This is a genomic window from Mycobacterium sp. NGS15, assembly GCF_059813245.1.
In genome coordinates this window covers 321,333-338,306 of sequence record NZ_JCALEF010000003.1, presented here as the reverse complement: position 1 = coordinate 338,306, position 16,974 = coordinate 321,333, and the positions used below count along the sequence as shown (strand labels likewise).

The 16,974-nt window shown below is 63.8% G+C and carries 19 protein-coding genes and 1 tRNA gene; 10 read left to right on the top strand and 10 right to left on the bottom strand.

The window, feature by feature from the left end:
- Positions 1-24: 24 nt before the first annotated feature.
- The gene (locus AC5Y5C_RS09315) at positions 25-732 is read left to right on the top strand and encodes a YwaF family protein (protein WP_499971174.1); all 708 of its coding nucleotides are present in this window, start codon (positions 25-27) and stop codon (positions 730-732) included.
- Here the strand turns inward: AC5Y5C_RS09315 and AC5Y5C_RS09310 are convergent.
- The 6 genes from AC5Y5C_RS09310 to AC5Y5C_RS09285 form a co-directional block, all read right to left on the bottom strand.
- Positions 714-1,439 (bottom strand): ABC transporter ATP-binding protein, encoded by a 726-nt coding sequence (locus AC5Y5C_RS09310; RefSeq protein WP_499971171.1) that lies wholly within the window; start codon positions 1,437-1,439, stop codon positions 714-716. The genes AC5Y5C_RS09315 and AC5Y5C_RS09310 overlap by 19 nt on opposite strands.
- Complete coding sequence (locus tag AC5Y5C_RS09305; protein WP_499971169.1) at positions 1,440-2,393, bottom strand: ABC transporter ATP-binding protein; 954 nt, start codon at positions 2,391-2,393, stop codon at positions 1,440-1,442.
- Positions 2,390-3,559: a branched-chain amino acid ABC transporter permease gene (locus AC5Y5C_RS09300; RefSeq protein WP_499971167.1), complete on the bottom strand. Its 1,170-nt coding sequence runs from the start codon at positions 3,557-3,559 to the stop codon at positions 2,390-2,392. Before AC5Y5C_RS09300 ends, AC5Y5C_RS09305 begins: the two co-directional genes overlap by 4 nt.
- A complete protein-coding gene (locus tag AC5Y5C_RS09295; protein ID WP_499971166.1) occupies positions 3,556-4,626 on the bottom strand; it encodes a branched-chain amino acid ABC transporter permease in 1,071 nt (356 codons plus the stop codon). Before AC5Y5C_RS09295 ends, AC5Y5C_RS09300 begins: the two co-directional genes overlap by 4 nt.
- A 30-nt stretch (positions 4,627-4,656) precedes the next feature.
- On the bottom strand, positions 4,657-5,841 hold the full coding sequence (locus AC5Y5C_RS09290; protein ID WP_499971164.1) for a branched-chain amino acid ABC transporter substrate-binding protein: 1,185 nt from the start codon (positions 5,839-5,841) through the stop codon (positions 4,657-4,659).
- Between the two features lie 97 nt (positions 5,842-5,938).
- Positions 5,939-6,556, bottom strand: coding sequence for an ANTAR domain-containing response regulator (locus AC5Y5C_RS09285; RefSeq protein WP_499971162.1), 618 nt, complete (start codon positions 6,554-6,556; stop codon positions 5,939-5,941).
- Positions 6,557-6,680: 124 nt separating this feature from the next.
- Between AC5Y5C_RS09285 and AC5Y5C_RS09280 the strand changes: the two genes are divergently transcribed.
- A tRNA-Leu gene (locus AC5Y5C_RS09280) sits at positions 6,681-6,757 on the top strand.
- A 30-nt stretch (positions 6,758-6,787) separates the two neighbouring features.
- On the top strand, positions 6,788-7,324 hold the full coding sequence (locus tag AC5Y5C_RS09275; protein ID WP_499971160.1) for a hypothetical protein: 537 nt from the start codon (positions 6,788-6,790) through the stop codon (positions 7,322-7,324).
- Positions 7,325-7,339: 15 nt separating this feature from the next.
- Here AC5Y5C_RS09275 and AC5Y5C_RS09270 read toward each other — a convergent pair whose 3' ends face one another.
- Positions 7,340-7,711 carry a hypothetical protein gene (locus tag AC5Y5C_RS09270; RefSeq protein ID WP_499971159.1) on the bottom strand — a complete coding sequence of 124 codons (372 nt, stop codon included), beginning with the start codon at positions 7,709-7,711 and terminating at the stop codon, positions 7,340-7,342.
- Positions 7,712-7,858: 147 nt separating this feature from the next.
- Here AC5Y5C_RS09270 and AC5Y5C_RS09265 point away from each other — a divergent pair, with 147 nt between their 5' ends.
- The 5 genes from AC5Y5C_RS09265 to AC5Y5C_RS09245 all read left to right on the top strand — a co-directional run bounded on the left by AC5Y5C_RS09265 (position 7,859) and on the right by AC5Y5C_RS09245 (position 12,128).
- The gene (locus AC5Y5C_RS09265) at positions 7,859-8,335 is read left to right on the top strand and encodes a nuclear transport factor 2 family protein (protein WP_499971157.1); all 477 of its coding nucleotides are present in this window, start codon (positions 7,859-7,861) and stop codon (positions 8,333-8,335) included.
- A 73-nt stretch (positions 8,336-8,408) separates the two neighbouring features.
- Positions 8,409-9,671: a methyltransferase domain-containing protein gene (locus AC5Y5C_RS09260; protein WP_499971155.1), complete on the top strand. Its 1,263-nt coding sequence runs from the start codon at positions 8,409-8,411 to the stop codon at positions 9,669-9,671.
- Positions 9,668-10,456 (top strand): glycosyltransferase family protein, encoded by a 789-nt coding sequence (locus tag AC5Y5C_RS09255; protein WP_078326948.1) that lies wholly within the window; start codon positions 9,668-9,670, stop codon positions 10,454-10,456. The genes AC5Y5C_RS09260 and AC5Y5C_RS09255 overlap by 4 nt, the downstream gene beginning before the upstream one ends.
- The gene (locus AC5Y5C_RS09250) at positions 10,453-11,106 is read left to right on the top strand and encodes a PIG-L deacetylase family protein (RefSeq protein WP_499971152.1); all 654 of its coding nucleotides are present in this window, start codon (positions 10,453-10,455) and stop codon (positions 11,104-11,106) included. Before AC5Y5C_RS09255 ends, AC5Y5C_RS09250 begins: the two co-directional genes overlap by 4 nt.
- On the top strand, positions 11,103-12,128 hold the full coding sequence (locus AC5Y5C_RS09245; protein WP_499971150.1) for an NAD-dependent epimerase/dehydratase family protein: 1,026 nt from the start codon (positions 11,103-11,105) through the stop codon (positions 12,126-12,128). Before AC5Y5C_RS09250 ends, AC5Y5C_RS09245 begins: the two co-directional genes overlap by 4 nt.
- 5 nt (positions 12,129-12,133) lie before the next feature.
- Here AC5Y5C_RS09245 and AC5Y5C_RS09240 read toward each other — a convergent pair whose 3' ends face one another.
- The gene (locus AC5Y5C_RS09240) at positions 12,134-12,691 is read right to left on the bottom strand and encodes a dTDP-4-dehydrorhamnose 3,5-epimerase family protein (protein ID WP_499971148.1); all 558 of its coding nucleotides are present in this window, start codon (positions 12,689-12,691) and stop codon (positions 12,134-12,136) included.
- A 45-nt stretch (positions 12,692-12,736) separates the two neighbouring features.
- On the opposite strand from AC5Y5C_RS09240, the gene AC5Y5C_RS09235 reads away from it, so the two are divergent.
- Complete coding sequence (locus AC5Y5C_RS09235; RefSeq protein WP_499971146.1) at positions 12,737-13,810, top strand: class I SAM-dependent methyltransferase; 1,074 nt, start codon at positions 12,737-12,739, stop codon at positions 13,808-13,810.
- Here the strand turns inward: AC5Y5C_RS09235 and AC5Y5C_RS09230 are convergent.
- On the bottom strand, positions 13,807-14,841 hold the full coding sequence (locus AC5Y5C_RS09230) for a glycoside hydrolase family 6 protein (RefSeq protein WP_499971144.1): 1,035 nt from the start codon (positions 14,839-14,841) through the stop codon (positions 13,807-13,809). The two genes, AC5Y5C_RS09235 and AC5Y5C_RS09230, sit on opposite strands and share 4 nt — an antisense overlap.
- Before the next feature lie 42 nt (positions 14,842-14,883).
- Between AC5Y5C_RS09230 and AC5Y5C_RS09225 the strand changes: the two genes are divergently transcribed.
- Complete coding sequence (locus tag AC5Y5C_RS09225; protein WP_499971142.1) at positions 14,884-15,978, top strand: glycosyltransferase family 4 protein; 1,095 nt, start codon at positions 14,884-14,886, stop codon at positions 15,976-15,978.
- On the opposite strand, the gene AC5Y5C_RS09220 is transcribed toward AC5Y5C_RS09225, so the two are convergent.
- Entirely contained in the window at positions 15,943-16,971 is a 1,029-nt protein-coding gene (locus tag AC5Y5C_RS09220; protein ID WP_499971834.1) for a glycosyltransferase family 4 protein, read from the bottom strand. The genes AC5Y5C_RS09225 and AC5Y5C_RS09220 overlap by 36 nt on opposite strands.
- Positions 16,972-16,974 lie beyond the last annotated feature (3 nt).

Genomic DNA, 16,974 nt, shown 5'->3' with positions numbered 1-16,974 from the left:
ATCATGAGGCGTTAGCCTCAGGCGATGGAACGACAGTTCCACGCGTACGGCCCGTCGCACTGGGTGATTCTTGCCGTATTCGTGCTCGGCGCAGTGCTGTTGGTCTCGTGCGGGCACAGCCTCACCGAGGTCCGCGCGCGCCTGCTTGGACGTACGCTCGGCGCCGCGGCGGCGATCACCTATGCCGTCATCCTCATCGCCGGATGTATCCCCGTGCGCATCAATGTCTCAGTGCCCCTGCGGCTGACCGACCTGGCGACCGTCGTGGCGGCGTACGCGCTATGGTCCCAACGGCATTGGACGTATGCGTTGACGTATTACTGGGGACTGGTACTCAGCAGCCAGGCGCTGATCTCCCCTGTGCTGACCGGCCCCGACTTCCCGAACTACAGGTTCCTCGGGTTCTGGTCGATACATCTACTCGTCGTGTGGGCGGCGATCTATCTCACCTGGGGCCGGGGCATGCGTCCCACGTGGCGTAGCTATCGCCTCACCGTCGCTGTCACGTTGTCCTGGGTCACTCTCACCATGGCGTTCAACGCTATCGCCGGGTCGAATTATGGCTTCCTCAACGAGAAACCCTCAACGGCAAGTCTTTTAGATCTGATGGGCCCGTGGCCCTGGTACGTCGTCTCGGCGACCGTGTTGGTCCTGGCGGTCTGGGCACTGATGACCTGGCCGTGGGAGCGATCCGCGGGTAAAACGGGCGAAGGTCAGACGACACCGAGATAGGCGGACCGCACGCTATCGTCCTGCAGCAATTCTCGTCCGGCGCCCGATCGAACGACCGAACCGGTCTCCAGAATGTAGGCGTGATCCGAACGGCTCAGCGCCTGCTGTGCGTTCTGCTCGACCAGGACCACCGTCGTCCCGGAGGCGTTGATCTCCTCGATGATGTTGAAGATCTTCGTGATCAACAACGGCGCCAGACCCATGGACGGCTCATCGAGCAAGAGAATTTTGGGCCTGGCCATCAGGGCTCGGCCAATGGACAGCATCTGTTGCTCGCCGCCGGAGAGCGTGCCGCCCTCTTGGTGCCGACGTTCGGCGAGCCGCGGGAACAACGCGTTGATCCAGTCGAGGCGTTCCCGGCGTTCCGCCCGCGACTTGAATTTCCGCCCATAGCAACCCATTTCGAGGTTATCGGCGACAGTCATGCCGGGAAATATTCCCCGGCCTTCGGGTGCTTGGACGATTCCCGCCTTGACGCGCTTGTGCGCCTTCATCTTCGAGATGTCCTGGCCTTCGAAGAAGATGGTCCCGGCACTGAGCGGAACCAGGCCGGAGATGGCGCGCATGGTGGTCGACTTGCCGGCACCGTTGGAACCGAGCAGGGTGACCAGCTCACCCTCCCGGACGTCGAGGGACAGCGTACGAACCGCCTGGATCGGGCCGTAGTGGACCCCGACGTTGGTGAGTTTCAGCTGTACGGGAGGCACTTACCTCTCGCTTTCGGTGTCGGGCGCAGCCGAATCGAGCCAACCAGGTCCGGGCCCGGGCCCGTGGAATTCCTCATCGGCCACTCCTAGGTACGCCTCGATCACCGCCGGGTCGTTTCTGACCTCGGCGGGCAGGCCGTCAGCGATCTTCCTGCCGAATTCGAGCACGACGATGCGGTCGGTGACGCCCATGACCAGCTTCATATCGTGTTCGATGAGCAACACGGTGTATCCGTAGTCGCGAATGCGCTGAATCAGCTCGATCAGCGATTCCTTCTCGCTGGGTGTGAACCCGGCGGCCGGCTCGTCCAGACAGAGCAGTTTCGGCTCGGTGGCCAGCGCCCGCGCGATCTCGAGCCTGCGCTGGCTGCCGTATGGGAGGTCCTTGGCCTTGATGTCGGCGACATCGGCGATGCCGACGAAGTCGAGCAGCCCCAAGCCGACGTCGACGGCATAGTGTTCCTCGCGACGGTGCCGCGGTGTGCGCAGTAGCGCCCCCAGAACCGAGGTCTTGTGCCGGGCATCCGTACCTACCGCGACATTCTCCAAGGCGGTCATCTCGCCGAACAGCCGGATGTTCTGGAAGGTGCGGGCGATCCCGCGCCGGGTTATCTGGTGCCGCCGCAGTCTGCGCATCGGTTTCCCGTCGAACACGATGCTGCCCGATGTCGGCTTGTACACGCCGGTGATGGCGTTGAAGCAGGTCGTCTTGCCGGCGCCGTTGGGACCGACCAGGCCGAGGATCTCTCCACGCCGGATGTCGAAGCTCACTCCGTCGAGGGCTTGCAGACCACCGAATTTGAGCGTCAGTTCCTTGACCTCGAGCAGCACCTCAGCGTCGGCGGAATCGGTTGTGTCGTCACGATCCTCCGCAAGGTTCACCTCGGTTTCGGATGCGGTGGCCTCGACATCGTCGTGCTCGTTCCCGGGGACGACCTTCTCGTACTCGGTCATGCCGGCGCCTCGGCTTCCTCGGGCTTCTTGGCGCCAATCCGCTCAGATGCCTTGCGCCAGTACGCCATCAGCTTCTGTTGCGCCGGGAACAAACCCTGCGGCCGGAAGATCATCAGTACAACCAGCGCCAACCCGAAGAATAGATACTTCAAATTGCCAAGGTCTACGCCCTGCACCTGCACGCCAAGAAGGCGGTTCGGCAGGTACACGATGATGAACGCGCCGAAAATCACGCCCAGTTTGTTGCCCTGACCACCGAGTACCACGGCGCACAGGAACAGCATCGAGTTGATGATGTTGAAGGTGGGCGATGCCACGTACTGGACCTGGCCCGCGTACAGGGCGCCGGACAATCCGCCGATGCTGGCACCAATCACGAAGGCCCACAACTTGAACCGAAACGTGGGGACCCCCATCATCTCGGCGGCATCCTCATCCTCCCGAATGGCCACCCATGAGCGGCCAACTCGGCTGCGCTCCAGATTGCCCATCAGTATCAGCACCACCGCGATCAGGGAGAGTCCGAGCCAGTACCACCACACGCCATAGTTCAGGTGACCACCCGAATTGCCGCTGGAGAAGACACCGCCACGGACGTACTGCTCCCCCACATGCGGATACGCGATCTTGTGTAGACCGCGCGGCCCGTTGGTGACTTCCAGATTGTCGGCGAGCAGCCGGATGATCTCGCCGAATCCCAGCGTGACGATGGCCAGATAGTCGCCCCGAAGGCGCAATGTGGGTGTGCCCAGCACCAGGCCGAAGAAGGCGGTGATCGCCACGGCGATGGGCAGACACGACAACCATGCCCAGCTAGAACTGAAGAAGGCCGATGTCCCCATGCGGTTCCACGGACTGTCGGGGCTGGTGAGCAACGCCACCGTGTACGCGCCGATGGCGTAGAAACCGACATACCCCAGGTCAAGCAAGCCCGCCTGCCCCACAACGACATTCAGGCCTATCGCAATCAGCGCCACCATCGCGAACTGGGCCATCACCGGGCCGAAGGCGGTGTTGGGAGTGTCCAGGAACGGGATCTTCCACACCGGTAGAAGCGCCATGAGTGCGAATCCGATGATCCCGTATGCCCACTGGACCGGGCGGGCCAGCTCGGACCACCACCGGCGTATCGAGTCGCCCGGTGCCAGAGCGCGCGCGGCCGTCATGCCTTCGCCCGCCCGAGACTCTCACCGAGAATGCCGGTGGGACGGAACATGAGGACCAGCACCAGCAGGACAAATGCCACCACGTCGCGCCATTGTGTGCCGAACACTGCTTGCCCGTAGTTCTCCATCACGCCCAGGAGTAGGCCGCCCAGTAGCGCACCGCGCAGATTGCCGATACCGCCGAGCACCGCAGCCGAGAAGGCCTTGATCCCCAACAGGAATCCGCCCGAATAGATGATGCCCTGCGGCACCTTCAGCGTGTACAAAAGCGCGGCCGCCCCGGCCAGCAGTCCACCGATGATGAACGTCGTCATGATGATGCGTTCGCGGGAAACACCCATCAGCGTCGCCGTCGTCGGATCCTGCGCGACCGCCCGAATGCCGCGCCCGAACTTGGTGTGGTTGATCGCGATATCGGTCAGCAGGGCCAGCGCCAGAGCCGCCGCCACCACGACGACGGTGACGTTGGTGAGCGTGGCCTGGAATGGAATGTGGTGGCCGCCTACATCGAAGGGACCAAAGGTCCAGACCGGCCTGGGTGTCACCAGGCGAATTGGCTGCTGCGCATTGCTGCCGCCGTAACCCTTCAGGATCTTCGGCAGCACGAAATGCACGAATTCCTGGATGACGAAGGACATTCCGATGGCGGTGATGAGGAATGTCAGTGGCCGCGCGCCGCGGCGACGCAGCGGGCGGTAGGCGACCGCCTCCAGCCCCAACGCCGTGGTGGCCGACACCGCCATCGCGATGAGCATCGCGACACCGAGGTAGAGCACGGTGAGCGATACGCCCTTGTTGTAGGCATTACCTCCGGGTGCGAAGCCGAGCACGACATCCAGGGCGAAATACGCCCCAAACATGCCCAGCATGAACACTTCGGAGTGCGCGAAGTTGATGAGGCGTAATACCCCGAAGACGAGCGTGTAGCCGACCGCAACCAACGCATAGATGGCGCCCCACGCCAAACCGTCGATCGTCAGCTGACCGATGCTGTTCCACAGTCCGTGCAGATCGAATGAAATTGTGCCGGCCTGCACACCTGTCTGTGCCATCCACCCCGAAATCATTTGCGGCTGAGCCTAGTCCCCTCGTACGTCCTATGTGACCTTATACACCCAGATAAGCGTCGAGGTTAGCTCGCCGTTCTCGTTCCACTTGTACTCACGCGCCACGCCCTGCCCCTGGTAGTTCCTGACCCAATCAAGCAATCCCGCCCGGGTACTCTTTCCGGCGTCGATTCCCTTGACCAAGATCGTCGCCAGGTCGTACCCCTCGGTGCTGTACGTCCCTGGTTCCTGCGAGAACTTAGCGGTGTATTCCTTGGCGAAAGTGTCCGAAGCGGGCCCGCACGGGCAGGACAGCAACGCGTCCTTGGCGGAATCGCCCGCCTGCTTGACGAATTCCATGTCCTTGGTGCCGTCCGCGGACACGAATGTCGCGGTCACTCCGGCGTTACGCAGCTGCTGCACCAGCGGGGCCGCGTCCGCGTAGTAGCCGCCGAAGAACACGGCATCCGGTGTGGCGTTCTTGAGCGCAGTGATCGCCGCGGAGAAGTCCTTGTCCCCCTTCTTCACCGAAGCGTTGCAGTCGGTTCCGAGTGTCCCGCGTACCGCGTTGGCGAGCCCAGAACCGTAGTCCGTGCTGTCGTCGACAACGCAGACCTTCTTGTACCCGAGCGTCTTCTTGAGGTAGTTGGCAACGGCGGGTCCCTGCACCCCGTCGTTGGCCAGGCCACGGAAGAACGTCTTCCAGCCCTGCTGGGTGAGCGTCACGTTCGTGGCCGAGGCGGTCGTGGAGACCAGACCGGCCTCACTGAAGATCTGGCCCGTCGACTTGGTTTCCCCAGAGAACGCCGGCCCGATCAGTCCGATGATGGTCGGGTCGCCGATGATTTGCGGGGCAATGTTGCTGGCGTTCTGCGGCAGCCCCTCTGTGTCGAATTCACGGAGCTTGATCTGGCATCCGGGATTAGCGGCGTTGTGCTTGTCGATGGCCAGTTTCGCACCGTCGAGGATGTTGATCCCCAGCGCCGCGTCGGGGCCGTTGAGCGCACCGGCCATTGCCAGGGAAATGTTGGCGCACTGCGCCTTTCCATCACCTGCGGGATCAGCCGCCGACTTCACATTGGACGCGGGCACCTCGGACCCGTCCTGCGCGATCTGCACCAAGGGCGAGATCTTCAGGCTGGTCTGATTTGAATCGTCCGACTGAGTGCCGGCATGACAACCGGCCAGGGCCAGGGTCACCGCGCCCAGCATGATCACTCTCGCGCGTGCACGCACGATTACCTCCGGATGGCTGGGGCTGACAGGACGAAACGAAAACGCTGATCAGAAAACATAGCCAACCGCCGGGCAGCGCGCAGTGCTTACCCGAGTTTCAGCTCGGCGCGTCGGTATCGAGTGTTTCCAGCACCACTTCGGCAACCCGCTTCATGGTGGTGCGACGGTCCATCGCGGCGCGCTGGATCCATTTGAATGCCTCGGGTTCGGTGAGGCCCTGGGTGGACTGCAGGACGCCCTTGGCGCGCTCGACAAGCTTGCGGGTCTCCAGCCGGTCGGCCAGGGTCTGAACTTCCTTCTCCAGCGCGGTGAGCTCGCCGAAACGGCTCACGGCGACCTCGATGGCCGGCACCAGGTCGGTCTTGGAGAACGGCTTCACCAGGTAGGCCATGGCGCCGGCGTCGCGGGCCTTCTCGACGAGGTCGCGCTGGCTGAATGCGGTGAGGATCACGATCGGTGCGATGCGCTTGGCGGCGATTTCCGACGCGGCGTCGATGCCATCGCGACGCGGCATCTTCACGTCCATGATCACCAGATCCGGGTTGAGCTGCTCGGCGAGGTCGACGGCTTCTTGGCCGTCTCCGGCCTGACCTACCACGTCATAGCCCTCCTCGTGAAGCATCTCGACCAGGTCGAGGCGGATGAGGGCTTCGTCTTCGGCGACGAGCACGCGGCGGGCGGGTGCCGCCGGTTCGGTGTTCTGAGGGCCGGTCATGGCGACCATTGTGACGCATGTGGTCGCATGTACGGCGATACCCTGGTGAAAGTGATGTACCCCATCCCTTAAGGTTGGAGATCGCGCGACTGGCCGCTGGTCATCAAAACGGCAGTAATGCGAGGCCCTCGTATCCCAACTGGCAGAGGAAACGGATTCAAAACCCGTGCAGTGTGAGTTCGAATCTCACCGAGGGCACCACGAACTGCCAACATCATGTTTGATTCGTGCATGAATCGAGCAACTGTCTGCGTGCTGACGCTTGTGGTGTGTGCCTCTGCGGTCGCGGCGTGCCAGACATCGTCGGGTATCACCCGGATATCGGAAACGTCGTCAACTGCCACGACGAAGACCTACACCGCGTCGACCGTCCCCAGGTCCACATCCATCTCGCCAACCACCAATGCAGCTGCGGACGACCCCGTCAAGCGCATCCGCGATACGTTCCGAAGCCTGCAAGACCCCGTGATCGCCGCCACCATGGACGGAACCGGCAGCTATGAGATCCCGGTGCCTCCCCAACCGTCGGCGTCAAAACCGGCTGCGTACATCGCGGCGCTCTGCACCGGTGGCCCGGCAGTGAACATCGCTCTCGACGGCACTCCGGTCCCCGGCGGCGGCATGTGTGGGGACGATCCCGGCAAGCCCGGAATTATCGTGATGCTCCTCGCCGTCAAGGCTGACCCGGCAGCTCCACACACCATCAAGGTGCAGGGAGCGGCCGACCAGCACAGTTGGGTATCGATGGCCTACGGCCAGATGTACTAGCCAGCAGCGCAGCGTTTAGCCGACGTCAGTACAGGTGACCCCGGGGTTGTCGCAATCGGCACCGGTCTCGCCGGGTGCGCTGACCCAGCCGCCGTCGTCGTCATGTCCGGGGGCAATATTGGATTCGGGTGGGTTGTTGTCGGAACCACAGACCACCCAAGCATTCTCACACTGAGCACCCGCGCCACCGGGCAGGTAACCCCAGCCGCTGTTTCCGTCGTTGCCCGGCTGATCGACCAAGGACCCGTGTGAGGGTGAGTTGGGCGCGCCCGGAACCGGCGGTGCCGGAGATGGGTCAGCCGACGCCACCACTGCTCCAAATCCGACGAAGGCGGCAGCCAGGACGCCAGCTGCAGGCGCCACGACAAGACGAGTGAATGAGTTCATGGGCACCTCTTCAAAGGGCGGATAAATACAGGACAAATGTACTCCCACACACAGCTTTTGCAGATGATCTTGGTAGGAACCGCACACCATGTCTAACCCCCGCCGATGCCGCACGCGATACCTCGTCGCGTGCTAATACTGGCAATCATGACCCTCGCCACACTCGTCGACATCCACGAGATCACCGAGCTCAAATACCGCTATGCCCGCACCCTGGACAACAAGTTATGGGACGAGTTCGCTGACACACTCACCGAGGATGTTCAGGCGACGTACGGGACCGCGGTACACGGTGCACCCCTCGAGTTCACCTCGCGCACAGGTGTTGTCGACTACATGCGGTCATCGCTGACGACCGATATCACCAGCGTGCACACCATGAGTCATCCGGAGATCCAGGTCGACGGTGACACCGCGACCGGCAGCTGGGCCATGAGTGATGTCGTCATCGTGCCGGCGCACAGCGTCCTCATCACCGGGACCTCGTACTACACCGACCGCTACCGCCGTGACGCGGACGGGACATGGCGGATCAGCTACATCTCCTATTACCGCCTCTACGAGGCCATGCAAAACACCAAGGACATCGGGTTCAACCTGATTGCGAACCGCTGGTCGCAGTAGCGCCGGGAACCGGGTACCCTATCGCCGGGTCTGGAGACATCCGTACTCCACATAGCTGGCTAAGGAGGGACCGGTGCGCTGCCGCCTATGCGACTCGACGGAGCTGCTCAGCGTCGTCGATCTGGGTGCCACGCCACCCTGCCAGAAGTTTCTGCACGCCGACGAGCTGGATCTACCGGAGCCCACCTATCCTCTGCACCTGAGGCTGTGCCGGGATTGCATGTTGCTGCAAATTCCCGCCCTCATTAGCCCCGAAGACAACTTCACCGAGTACGCGTATTTTTCGTCGTACTCGGACAGCTGGGTCGACCATGCGCGCTCCTATGTCACCAACGCCGTCGCACGACTGGGACTTTCTCCTGAGCGCGCCGAAGACTTCGTTGTCGAGGTGGCCAGCAACGACGGCTACCTCCTTCAGCACGCGGTCACCGAGGGAATCCGCTGCCTCGGTATCGAGCCCTCGGTGAATGTCGGGCACGCCGCGCGTGACAAGGGCGTTCCGACGCTGACGGCCTTCCTCGACGAGGACACCGCGGCCCGCGTCCGCGCGGAATACGGTCCCGCCCGCCTGGTCGCCGCGAATAACGTGTACGCACACATCCCCGATCTACGCGGGTTCACACGTGCCCTGCGCGGGCTGGTCGCCGATGACGGCTGGGTGAGTATCGAGGTACATCACGCACTCAACCTCATCGAGCTCGGCCAGTTCGACACGATCTACCATGAGCACTTCCAGTACTACACCGTGCTGGCGGCCCAAAGAGCGCTTGCTGTAGGCGATCTCGAAGTGGTTGATGTTGAACTCCTTGATACGCACGGTGGTTCGATAAGGGTCTGGGCACGCCCTCGCGAGTGCCGGCCCGAGATCGCACCATCGGTGGCCGAGGTCTTGGAGCTGGAACGGCGGGCGGGTCTGCACGAACTGTCTGGCTATGAACGATTCCGTGCGACGACCGAACGAATCCGCTTGGAACTCCTGCAGTTTCTCCTTACCTGTAAGGCCGAAGGCAAGACCGTCGTCGGCTACGGTGCACCCGGCAAGGGCAATACCCTGCTGAACTACTGCGGCATCCGCACCGACCTTCTTGCCTATACCGTCGACCGGAATCCTTATAAACAGGGCATGTTCAGTCCTGGCACCCGGATCCCGGTGTACTCCCCCGAGCGTATCGACGAAGACAAACCCGATGTGGTGCTTGTGCTCCCATGGAACCTGGAAGCCGAAATCACCAATCAATTGCGACATGTCGGCGAATGGGGCGGAAAGCTTGTCTATCCCCTGCCCCGGCTGCATGTCGTGGAACCGCACGTTGAGCCCGAAGGAGCATCGGTATGAAGGTCGTGCTTTTCTGCGGCGGCTTCGGAATGCGCATGCGCAATGACGCAGGCGATGTGATCCCCAAGCCCCTCCAGATGGTCGGCCCGCGGCCGCTCATCTGGCACGTGATGAAATACTATGCGTACCACGGGCATAAAGAATTCATCCTGTGTCTGGGTTACGGTGCCGAAGCCATCAAGGACTTCTTTCTGGGCTACAACGAGGCACAGTCCAACGATTTCGTCCTGGCCGAAGGTCAGGTGCGGCTGTTGAAATCGGATATCGCGGATTGGACGATTACCTTCGCCGACACCGGCGCCGAATCGCCCATCGGTGAACGGCTTCGACGCGTCCGCCACCACCTCGGCGACGATCGCTACTTCCTAGCCAACTACGCCGACGTTCTCACCAACGCTCCCCTTGATGATCTGGTGGCCAAGTTCCAGGATTCCGGAGCTGCCGCGTCCATGCTGCTGGTTCCGCCGCAATCGTCCTTCCACACCGTGGATGTGAACGAGGGTGGATCCATCACCGATATCACCGCGGTCTCCAAGCTCGACATGTGGGAGAACGGTGGCTACTTCGTCCTCTCCCAGGATGTCTTCGACTATCTGCCCGCAGGCGGCGACCTGGTCGAGGATGCCTGCGGGTCGCTGGCGAAAGAGGGCAGGATGTTCGGCTACAAGTTCAGCGGGTTCTGGAAGCCGGCCGACACCTTCAAGGAACGTGCCGAGCTCGACGAGGGTTATCGCAAGGGCGTGCGCCCGTGGATGGTCTGGGAGCAGGAGCCCGCCACCACGTGATTGAACTCAGCACCGGATCTGTTGATGAAATCGCGCTCCTGGCAGCGCATTGCGACGATATCGCGATCGGTATGGGCGGCACGCTGCTGACCATGGCCACCCGCCGGCCCGGCTTGCGCGTGCGGGCCCTCGCACTGACCGGCGGTGGAACCGAGCGGGAGTCCGAGGAGCGGGCCGCGCTGGCGGCGCTGTGTCCCGGCGCGGAAGTGGCTGTCGATGTACTCGACTTCCCCGACGGACGAGCCCCCGCGCATTGGAACCAGATCAAGGACGCACTGGCGGCCTTTCGCCGTGAGTCCGCGGCCTCGGTGGTCTTTGCTCCGCAGCGCCACGACGCCCATCAGGACCACCGGCTGCTGGCGACCCTGGCACCCACCGAATTTCGCGATCATCTGATCCTCGGCTATGAGATCGTCAAGTGGGAGACCGACACCCCGACACCAACGGTGTTTCAGCCGCTCAGCGATGAGATCGCGCGCAGCAAGGCCGATCTCATCTACACGCACTATCCATCGCAGCGACCGCATGATTGGTTTGACCACGAGACATTTCTCGCCTTGGCACGCGTGCGCGGTGTGCAGTGCCGCCACCGGTATGCCGAAGCATTTGTATTGGAGAAGGCCACGATCTCGCTAGGAGCAGCGCAGTGAAGGTTCTCATCACCGGTCATCAGGGCTATCTCGGTACCGTGATGTCGCAGATGGCGGCCGAGGCCGGTCACGACGTGGTTGGTCTGGATTCAGGACTATTCGCCGATTGTGTGCTGGGCCCGGCGCTCGTGGAATCGCCGTCCATTGCGGTCGACCTTCGCGATGTCACGGTCGATCAACTGGCCGGCTTCGATGCGGTGATCCACTTGGCAGCGCTCTCGAACGATCCGCTCGGCGCGCTGGCGCCGGATCTTACCTACGACATCAATCATCACGCCTCTGTGCGGCTGGCACAGCTGGCCAAGGACGCCGGAGTGGGCCGCTACCTCTATGCCTCGACGTGTTCGGTGTACGGGTCGGCAGGCGATGATCTGGTCACCGAGAACGCTCCCCTGAAACCCTTGACTCCGTACGCGGAGAGCAAGGTTCGCGTCGAGGACGATGTCGCGGCGATCGCCGACTCCGGTTTCTCCCCGGTGTTCCTGCGCAATGCCACAGCATTCGGATACTCACCCAGGCTTCGCGCCGATATCGTGCTGAACAACCTCGTCGGCAACGCCGTGATCACCGGTGAGGTCCGGGTACTCTCCGACGGAACACCCTGGCGCCCTTTGGTACACGCCCGCGATATCGGCTCCGCGTTCCTCGAGTGCCTCACGGCACCTGCGGACGTGATTCACTGTGCGGCGTTCAACGTCGGCACCGAGGAGAACAACCAGACGGTCGCACAGATCGCAGCGGCGGCCGTCTCCGCCGTACCCAACTCGATCCTGACCATCACGGGCGAGACGGGCGCAGATCCTCGCTCCTATCGCGTCGACTTCTCCGCGATCCGGGCCGCACTGCCCGGTTACCACGCGCAATGGTCGATCGAGGCGGGAGCTCGAGAGCTCTACGAGCAGTGCGTGGCCGGCAACCTCACCGAATCGATGTTCCGCCAATCCTTCACGCGGCTCGCCCATCTGAAGAGTCTGCGCGAATCGGGAGCAGTGGACGACACTCTGCGACCGGTCGCCCGGTGAGCCGGTCAGCGTCCGGTCAACGCGGCCCAACTGCCGGCGGCAGCATCCTTGGCGCTGATGGCGGTGACCGGAAGCGGCCAGTCGATGCCGAGCTGGGGATCGTCATGGGCGACCGAGACATCCTCGGCGGGGTCGTGCGGCCGGTCGATGCGATAGCAGAGGTCGGCCCACTCTGTCAGCGCCTGATGGCCATGCAATATGCCGGCCGGGACGAATAGGTGCCTGAAGGTGGAATCGTCGAGAGTGAAGCTCTGCCAGCGCCCGAAGGTCGGTGACTGGGGGCGCGCGTCGACCAGCACATCGAAGACGGCGCCGCGCGCGCAGCGGATGAGCTTACTTTCCCCCTTGCCGGAACGTCCATGTAGACCGCGCAATACGCCCTGGTGCGAACGTGATTGGGAATCCTGCAGAAAGCCGGAGGCCCGCACCGCCGCACCGGTCGCAAGGTGGTACTCGTCGAAAGTCGTAGCGTCGAACGTCCGGGTGAAGAACCCGCGATCGTCCTGGTGTGGCGTGGGCTCCATCAGCAGTACGCCGTCGATTTCGGTGGTGTGGATGCGCACTCCGCCATACTGCCGTACCGCGGAAAGATTGTGGCGCCAACGGTGATGAGGTGTCGTTATTGTCGGGGCCAGCGGCTGCGCCGGGTGTTGGACCTGGGCGCCGTACCCGCGGCCGATCACTTCCCCGCCGCTTCCAGTGCACCCGCGCAGGACGCTCTCCATCCGCTGGCGATGATGCTATGCACGGACTGTGCGCTCGCACAGCTCGAGATCGACGACACCGACACCGAGGAGCCACGGGCCGTGGAGCCCCAAGCCCTGCGGGACCAGGCTGCCGATGCGGTCGACCGAGTGGAGGCCGCCGGGCTCCTCACCGGACGCACCGTGCACGAGTTCACCAGTCCTCATGGTGGCAGCTGGCTGGACCTCCTTGTTCCCAAGGGTTTTGAGATCGCATCCGCTGAGCCCGCAGACCTGGTGCTGGACAGCTTTGGCATGATGCATGACCGGGATCAGGCCGACGCGATCGGTATGCGCGCCCGCCGCACCAGCGTCGAGGGCGTGCTGCTTCTTCAATTCCATTCGATAGCGACGATCTTGAGGTCGGGTCAGTGGAACTCGCTGCGGCACGGACATTTTGCGTACTACTCCCTGACCGTGCTGCGCCGGATGCTCGCCGATGTGGGCATGTCCGTGGTGGCGGTATGGGAGTTCGACTTGTACGGCGGCACCCTGCTGGTGGCGGCGCGGCATGGTGAGCACCCGGCCCCGCCTTCCGTGGAGCAGATCCTTGAGCAGGAGCAGGCACAGGACGCTGAGAATTCGGGCGGCTTCGTCCAGTTGCAGCATGAAGTGGACGAGCAGGTGCAGCGCCTCACCCACTGGCTTGACGAGCGGCGTGCCTCCGGACAGACGGTATATGCGTATGGGGCACCGTCCCGGGCGGTGGCGCTGTTTCACCGGGCAGGATTGACCACGAAATCGGTGGTGGCGGTCGCCGATGCGTCTCCCGCCAAACAGGGGCGCCGTATGCCCGGAACCGATATTCCGATCGTGTCACCCGCCGATCTGGTGACCGCCGATCCGGCCCACGTGCTGCTGACCCTGCCGGATCTGTATGCGGAGGTACGCCTGCGCTTTCCGGAGCTGGAAGGCCGTTGGATGACCGGGCTGTGTTAACGCAGTAACGCAGTCGCGAGCGCCGGACTGAACTGTCCCCCGGGTGCGTCGGGGGCGGCGCCACAGCGGCCGTTCGAGCTGCCCGGCGCGAGAATCCAGAGGTTCATGTCGAGACCGTCGGGGCGCCCCAGCACCGCGGGCGGTGTCCCGAGGATGCGGCCGGCCGGGTTGCACCAGTCGAAATTCCAGGCCGGGTTGCCGTTCTGCGAGGTGTCGACGACATAGCGTGGATCGGGGACATCGAACCACTGTTGCAGTGCCGCCCTGATCCGCTGGGCGTACGCCGTGATCTCGGACGTCGGGGCGAAGGATGAGACGTTGACCGCGTACCCCACGCGATCGGAGATGCCGACCTTCACGAGCAGGGCCGCCATCCGCTCGGGAGTCACCGAACCCGACGAGGTTCCGGCGTCGACGTAGACGCGCGTGTTGGCGTTGCGCGCCGAGAACGTATCCACCACATACCTCAGCGAACCGACTCGTTCGTCAAAATCAGTGCCCTCCAGTGATTGTCGATCGGCGAACCACAAGGCATCCGGCTCGACGATCAGCACCAGCCGGGTGTCCCCCACGAGCGCGGACACCCGGTCGACCCAGGCCCGATACACCCCTGGCGTGACAGCGTGCTGAGGTCCCGAGAAGCCGTCGTCACGATCCGGGATGTTGTACAGCACCAATTGCGCGGTGCCGTCGGCATCTCGTGCCCGGGTGACGATGTCGCCGATGTTTCGGCTGTCGTCCTCACCGTTGCCGGTCGCCCACATCGCGATCGGATACCGGGCGATCCGATCCCCGATTGCCGCCGCCCGCGGATCATCCGGGTGATCGTGTACCCACCACTGCACATCAAGAGCGTTCGGCACGAGCGGGCCGGTATCGAGCCGAGGCGCCGCGGCGTCCGCGGCGACCGGGTAGTCAAACTTGCTGGAGTCGCGTGCCAGTGCCATCGCAGCTATCAGGAACAACACGATGAGCACCACCGTGGACAGCCGCTGCGGACGGCGGTCCCACTCCACTGCCGCACCGGTCACAGCGGGGAACGATACCTACCTGTTGAGCTCTACACTTGGCCCGTGCCCCGCACCGATCCAGCACCCGCGCCCGTGCGCGTCCTGGCCATCGGTCCGGCCCCGGCAAGTCCCGAGAGCCGCGGAGGCATGGCAACCGTCATGGCGCATATGGCGGCATTGACTGACCCGGCAGTGGCGGTGCGGGTGGTGCCCACCTATGTGGATGCTGCGCGGTGGCGTTGGTTGTGGGTCGGCATCAGCGGAATGATCGTGTCGTCATGGTTGGTCCTCACGGGGCGCGTCGACATCCTTCACGTCCATCTCGGCCATGGCGGCAGTGTGGCCCGCAAAGCCATGCCCCTGTGGGCCGCACGTGTCCGTGGGATACCGGCACTCATTCATGCCCACAGCTTCGACTTCGCCGGGTGGTACCGCGAGCAGCGAGGCGCGGTGCGAGGTGGTGTGCGATGGGGATTACGCGCCGACCGGTGGATCATCCTGGGGCGCGACCTGGCCGATGAGTACACCGCGTGTCTGAAACTCGATCCTTCGCGGGTGTCAGTACTGCGCAATCCGGTGCACATCCCCGAACAGACCGCGTCTACCCGCGGCGAGATCCTGACGGCGGTAAGCCTGGGCAGGCTCGGTCACCGCAAGGGCACCTACGACGTCATCCGGGCTGCGCCTTTACTGGCACCGGAGATTCGCGCAGCACTGCACATCCACCTTGCCGGCGATGGTGAAGTGAAACAGGCGCGCGCCGCGGTCGCTTCGGCGGATGTCGCGGATGTGATCACCGTGCACGGCTGGCTCGATGCGGCGGCGGGCGCCGAATTGCTCAGTGGTGCAGATATCTTCGTACTCCCGAGCTATGCGGAGGGCCTGCCGATGGCGCTGTTGGAGGCCATGGCCTCGGCAGTCGCCGTGATCACCTCGCCGGTCGGATCCATTGCCGAGGTCGTGCGCGATGGAGAGAACGGCCTGCTGGTGGCGCCCGGCGATATCGATGCCCTGGCCGCGGCCCTTAGTCGGCTGACCACAGATCAACAGGAGCGTCGCAGACTGGCGGCCGCCGGGCGTGAGACGGTGCGCGGTCTGGACATCGCCGACTGGGAAGCGCAGCTAGTGCGGATATGGAAGTCGCTCGCAGATCGCTAAGAGCCTGGCCGCGGCGTGATCTGCGGTGAAGTTCCGCGCGTAATGCTCCCGCGCCGCCCCGCCGAGGCCTGCGGCAACCACGGGATCGGCGTGCCGGTCGAACGCCGCGGTGAGACCGGAGGCGTCATCACGACCCAAGGCGACCTCGCCGGGCGGCTGAAATTCGGCCAATGCGCCCTCGGTGGAGACGATGACATTGACCCCCAGCTGCATGGAGAGCGTCTGCACGCCGCTCTGGGAGGCCTGCCGATAGTGCACAACCGAGGCCTTGGCCCCTGACAGTGGTTGCAACACTTCGCTGTAGCTGTATGGACCACGGATCCACTGCACCGATTCCGGTAGGGCGCCCCTGATGTCGCCGTCACCGATCAGCACCAGATGGTCGCCGCGCCAGGCCGGACCCGCGACATGGGCCTCCCACGCACGCAGGATGAGGTCAACGTTCTTGTATCCGTTGAGCCGCCCGATCAGAACGAAGTCCCGACGTCCGTCCGCATGAACAAAGGGCGGTACACGGTGCGGATCAAGATCACTCGTCAGCGGAACCACCGCGACCGGGGATGAAGCGTGCGCGGTGATGTGCCGCGCCACATAGTCGCTGAATGCCACGCGATGCGCCGCGTTCGCCTCCCACCGCCGAAACACCCCACGCCGCCATCGCGACACCTCCTCGGAGGCGTCGTGCGGACGATCGTCATGGACGAGCAACAGGCGCGGCCGTCCTGCGCCGAACATCTGCCAACGGGGATCGCGGACTAGTTCGGTGATCACCACGTCGGGCCGGAACGCCCTGACTTTCGGCACGGCGCGGACCCACGATGCCCATCCGACAGGATCCTTGAGCGAGGGCTCCAGCACCAGCTCATAGTCCCGTGCCGGACCGGACTCCGGGTGCTGATCGGAGGTCACCAACAGCACCGACGCGCCCTGAGCGCGCAGGGCCGCGGCGTGCACGCGTGCCAGCGGGCGCATCCACGGCGACAGCCAGAGAATTCT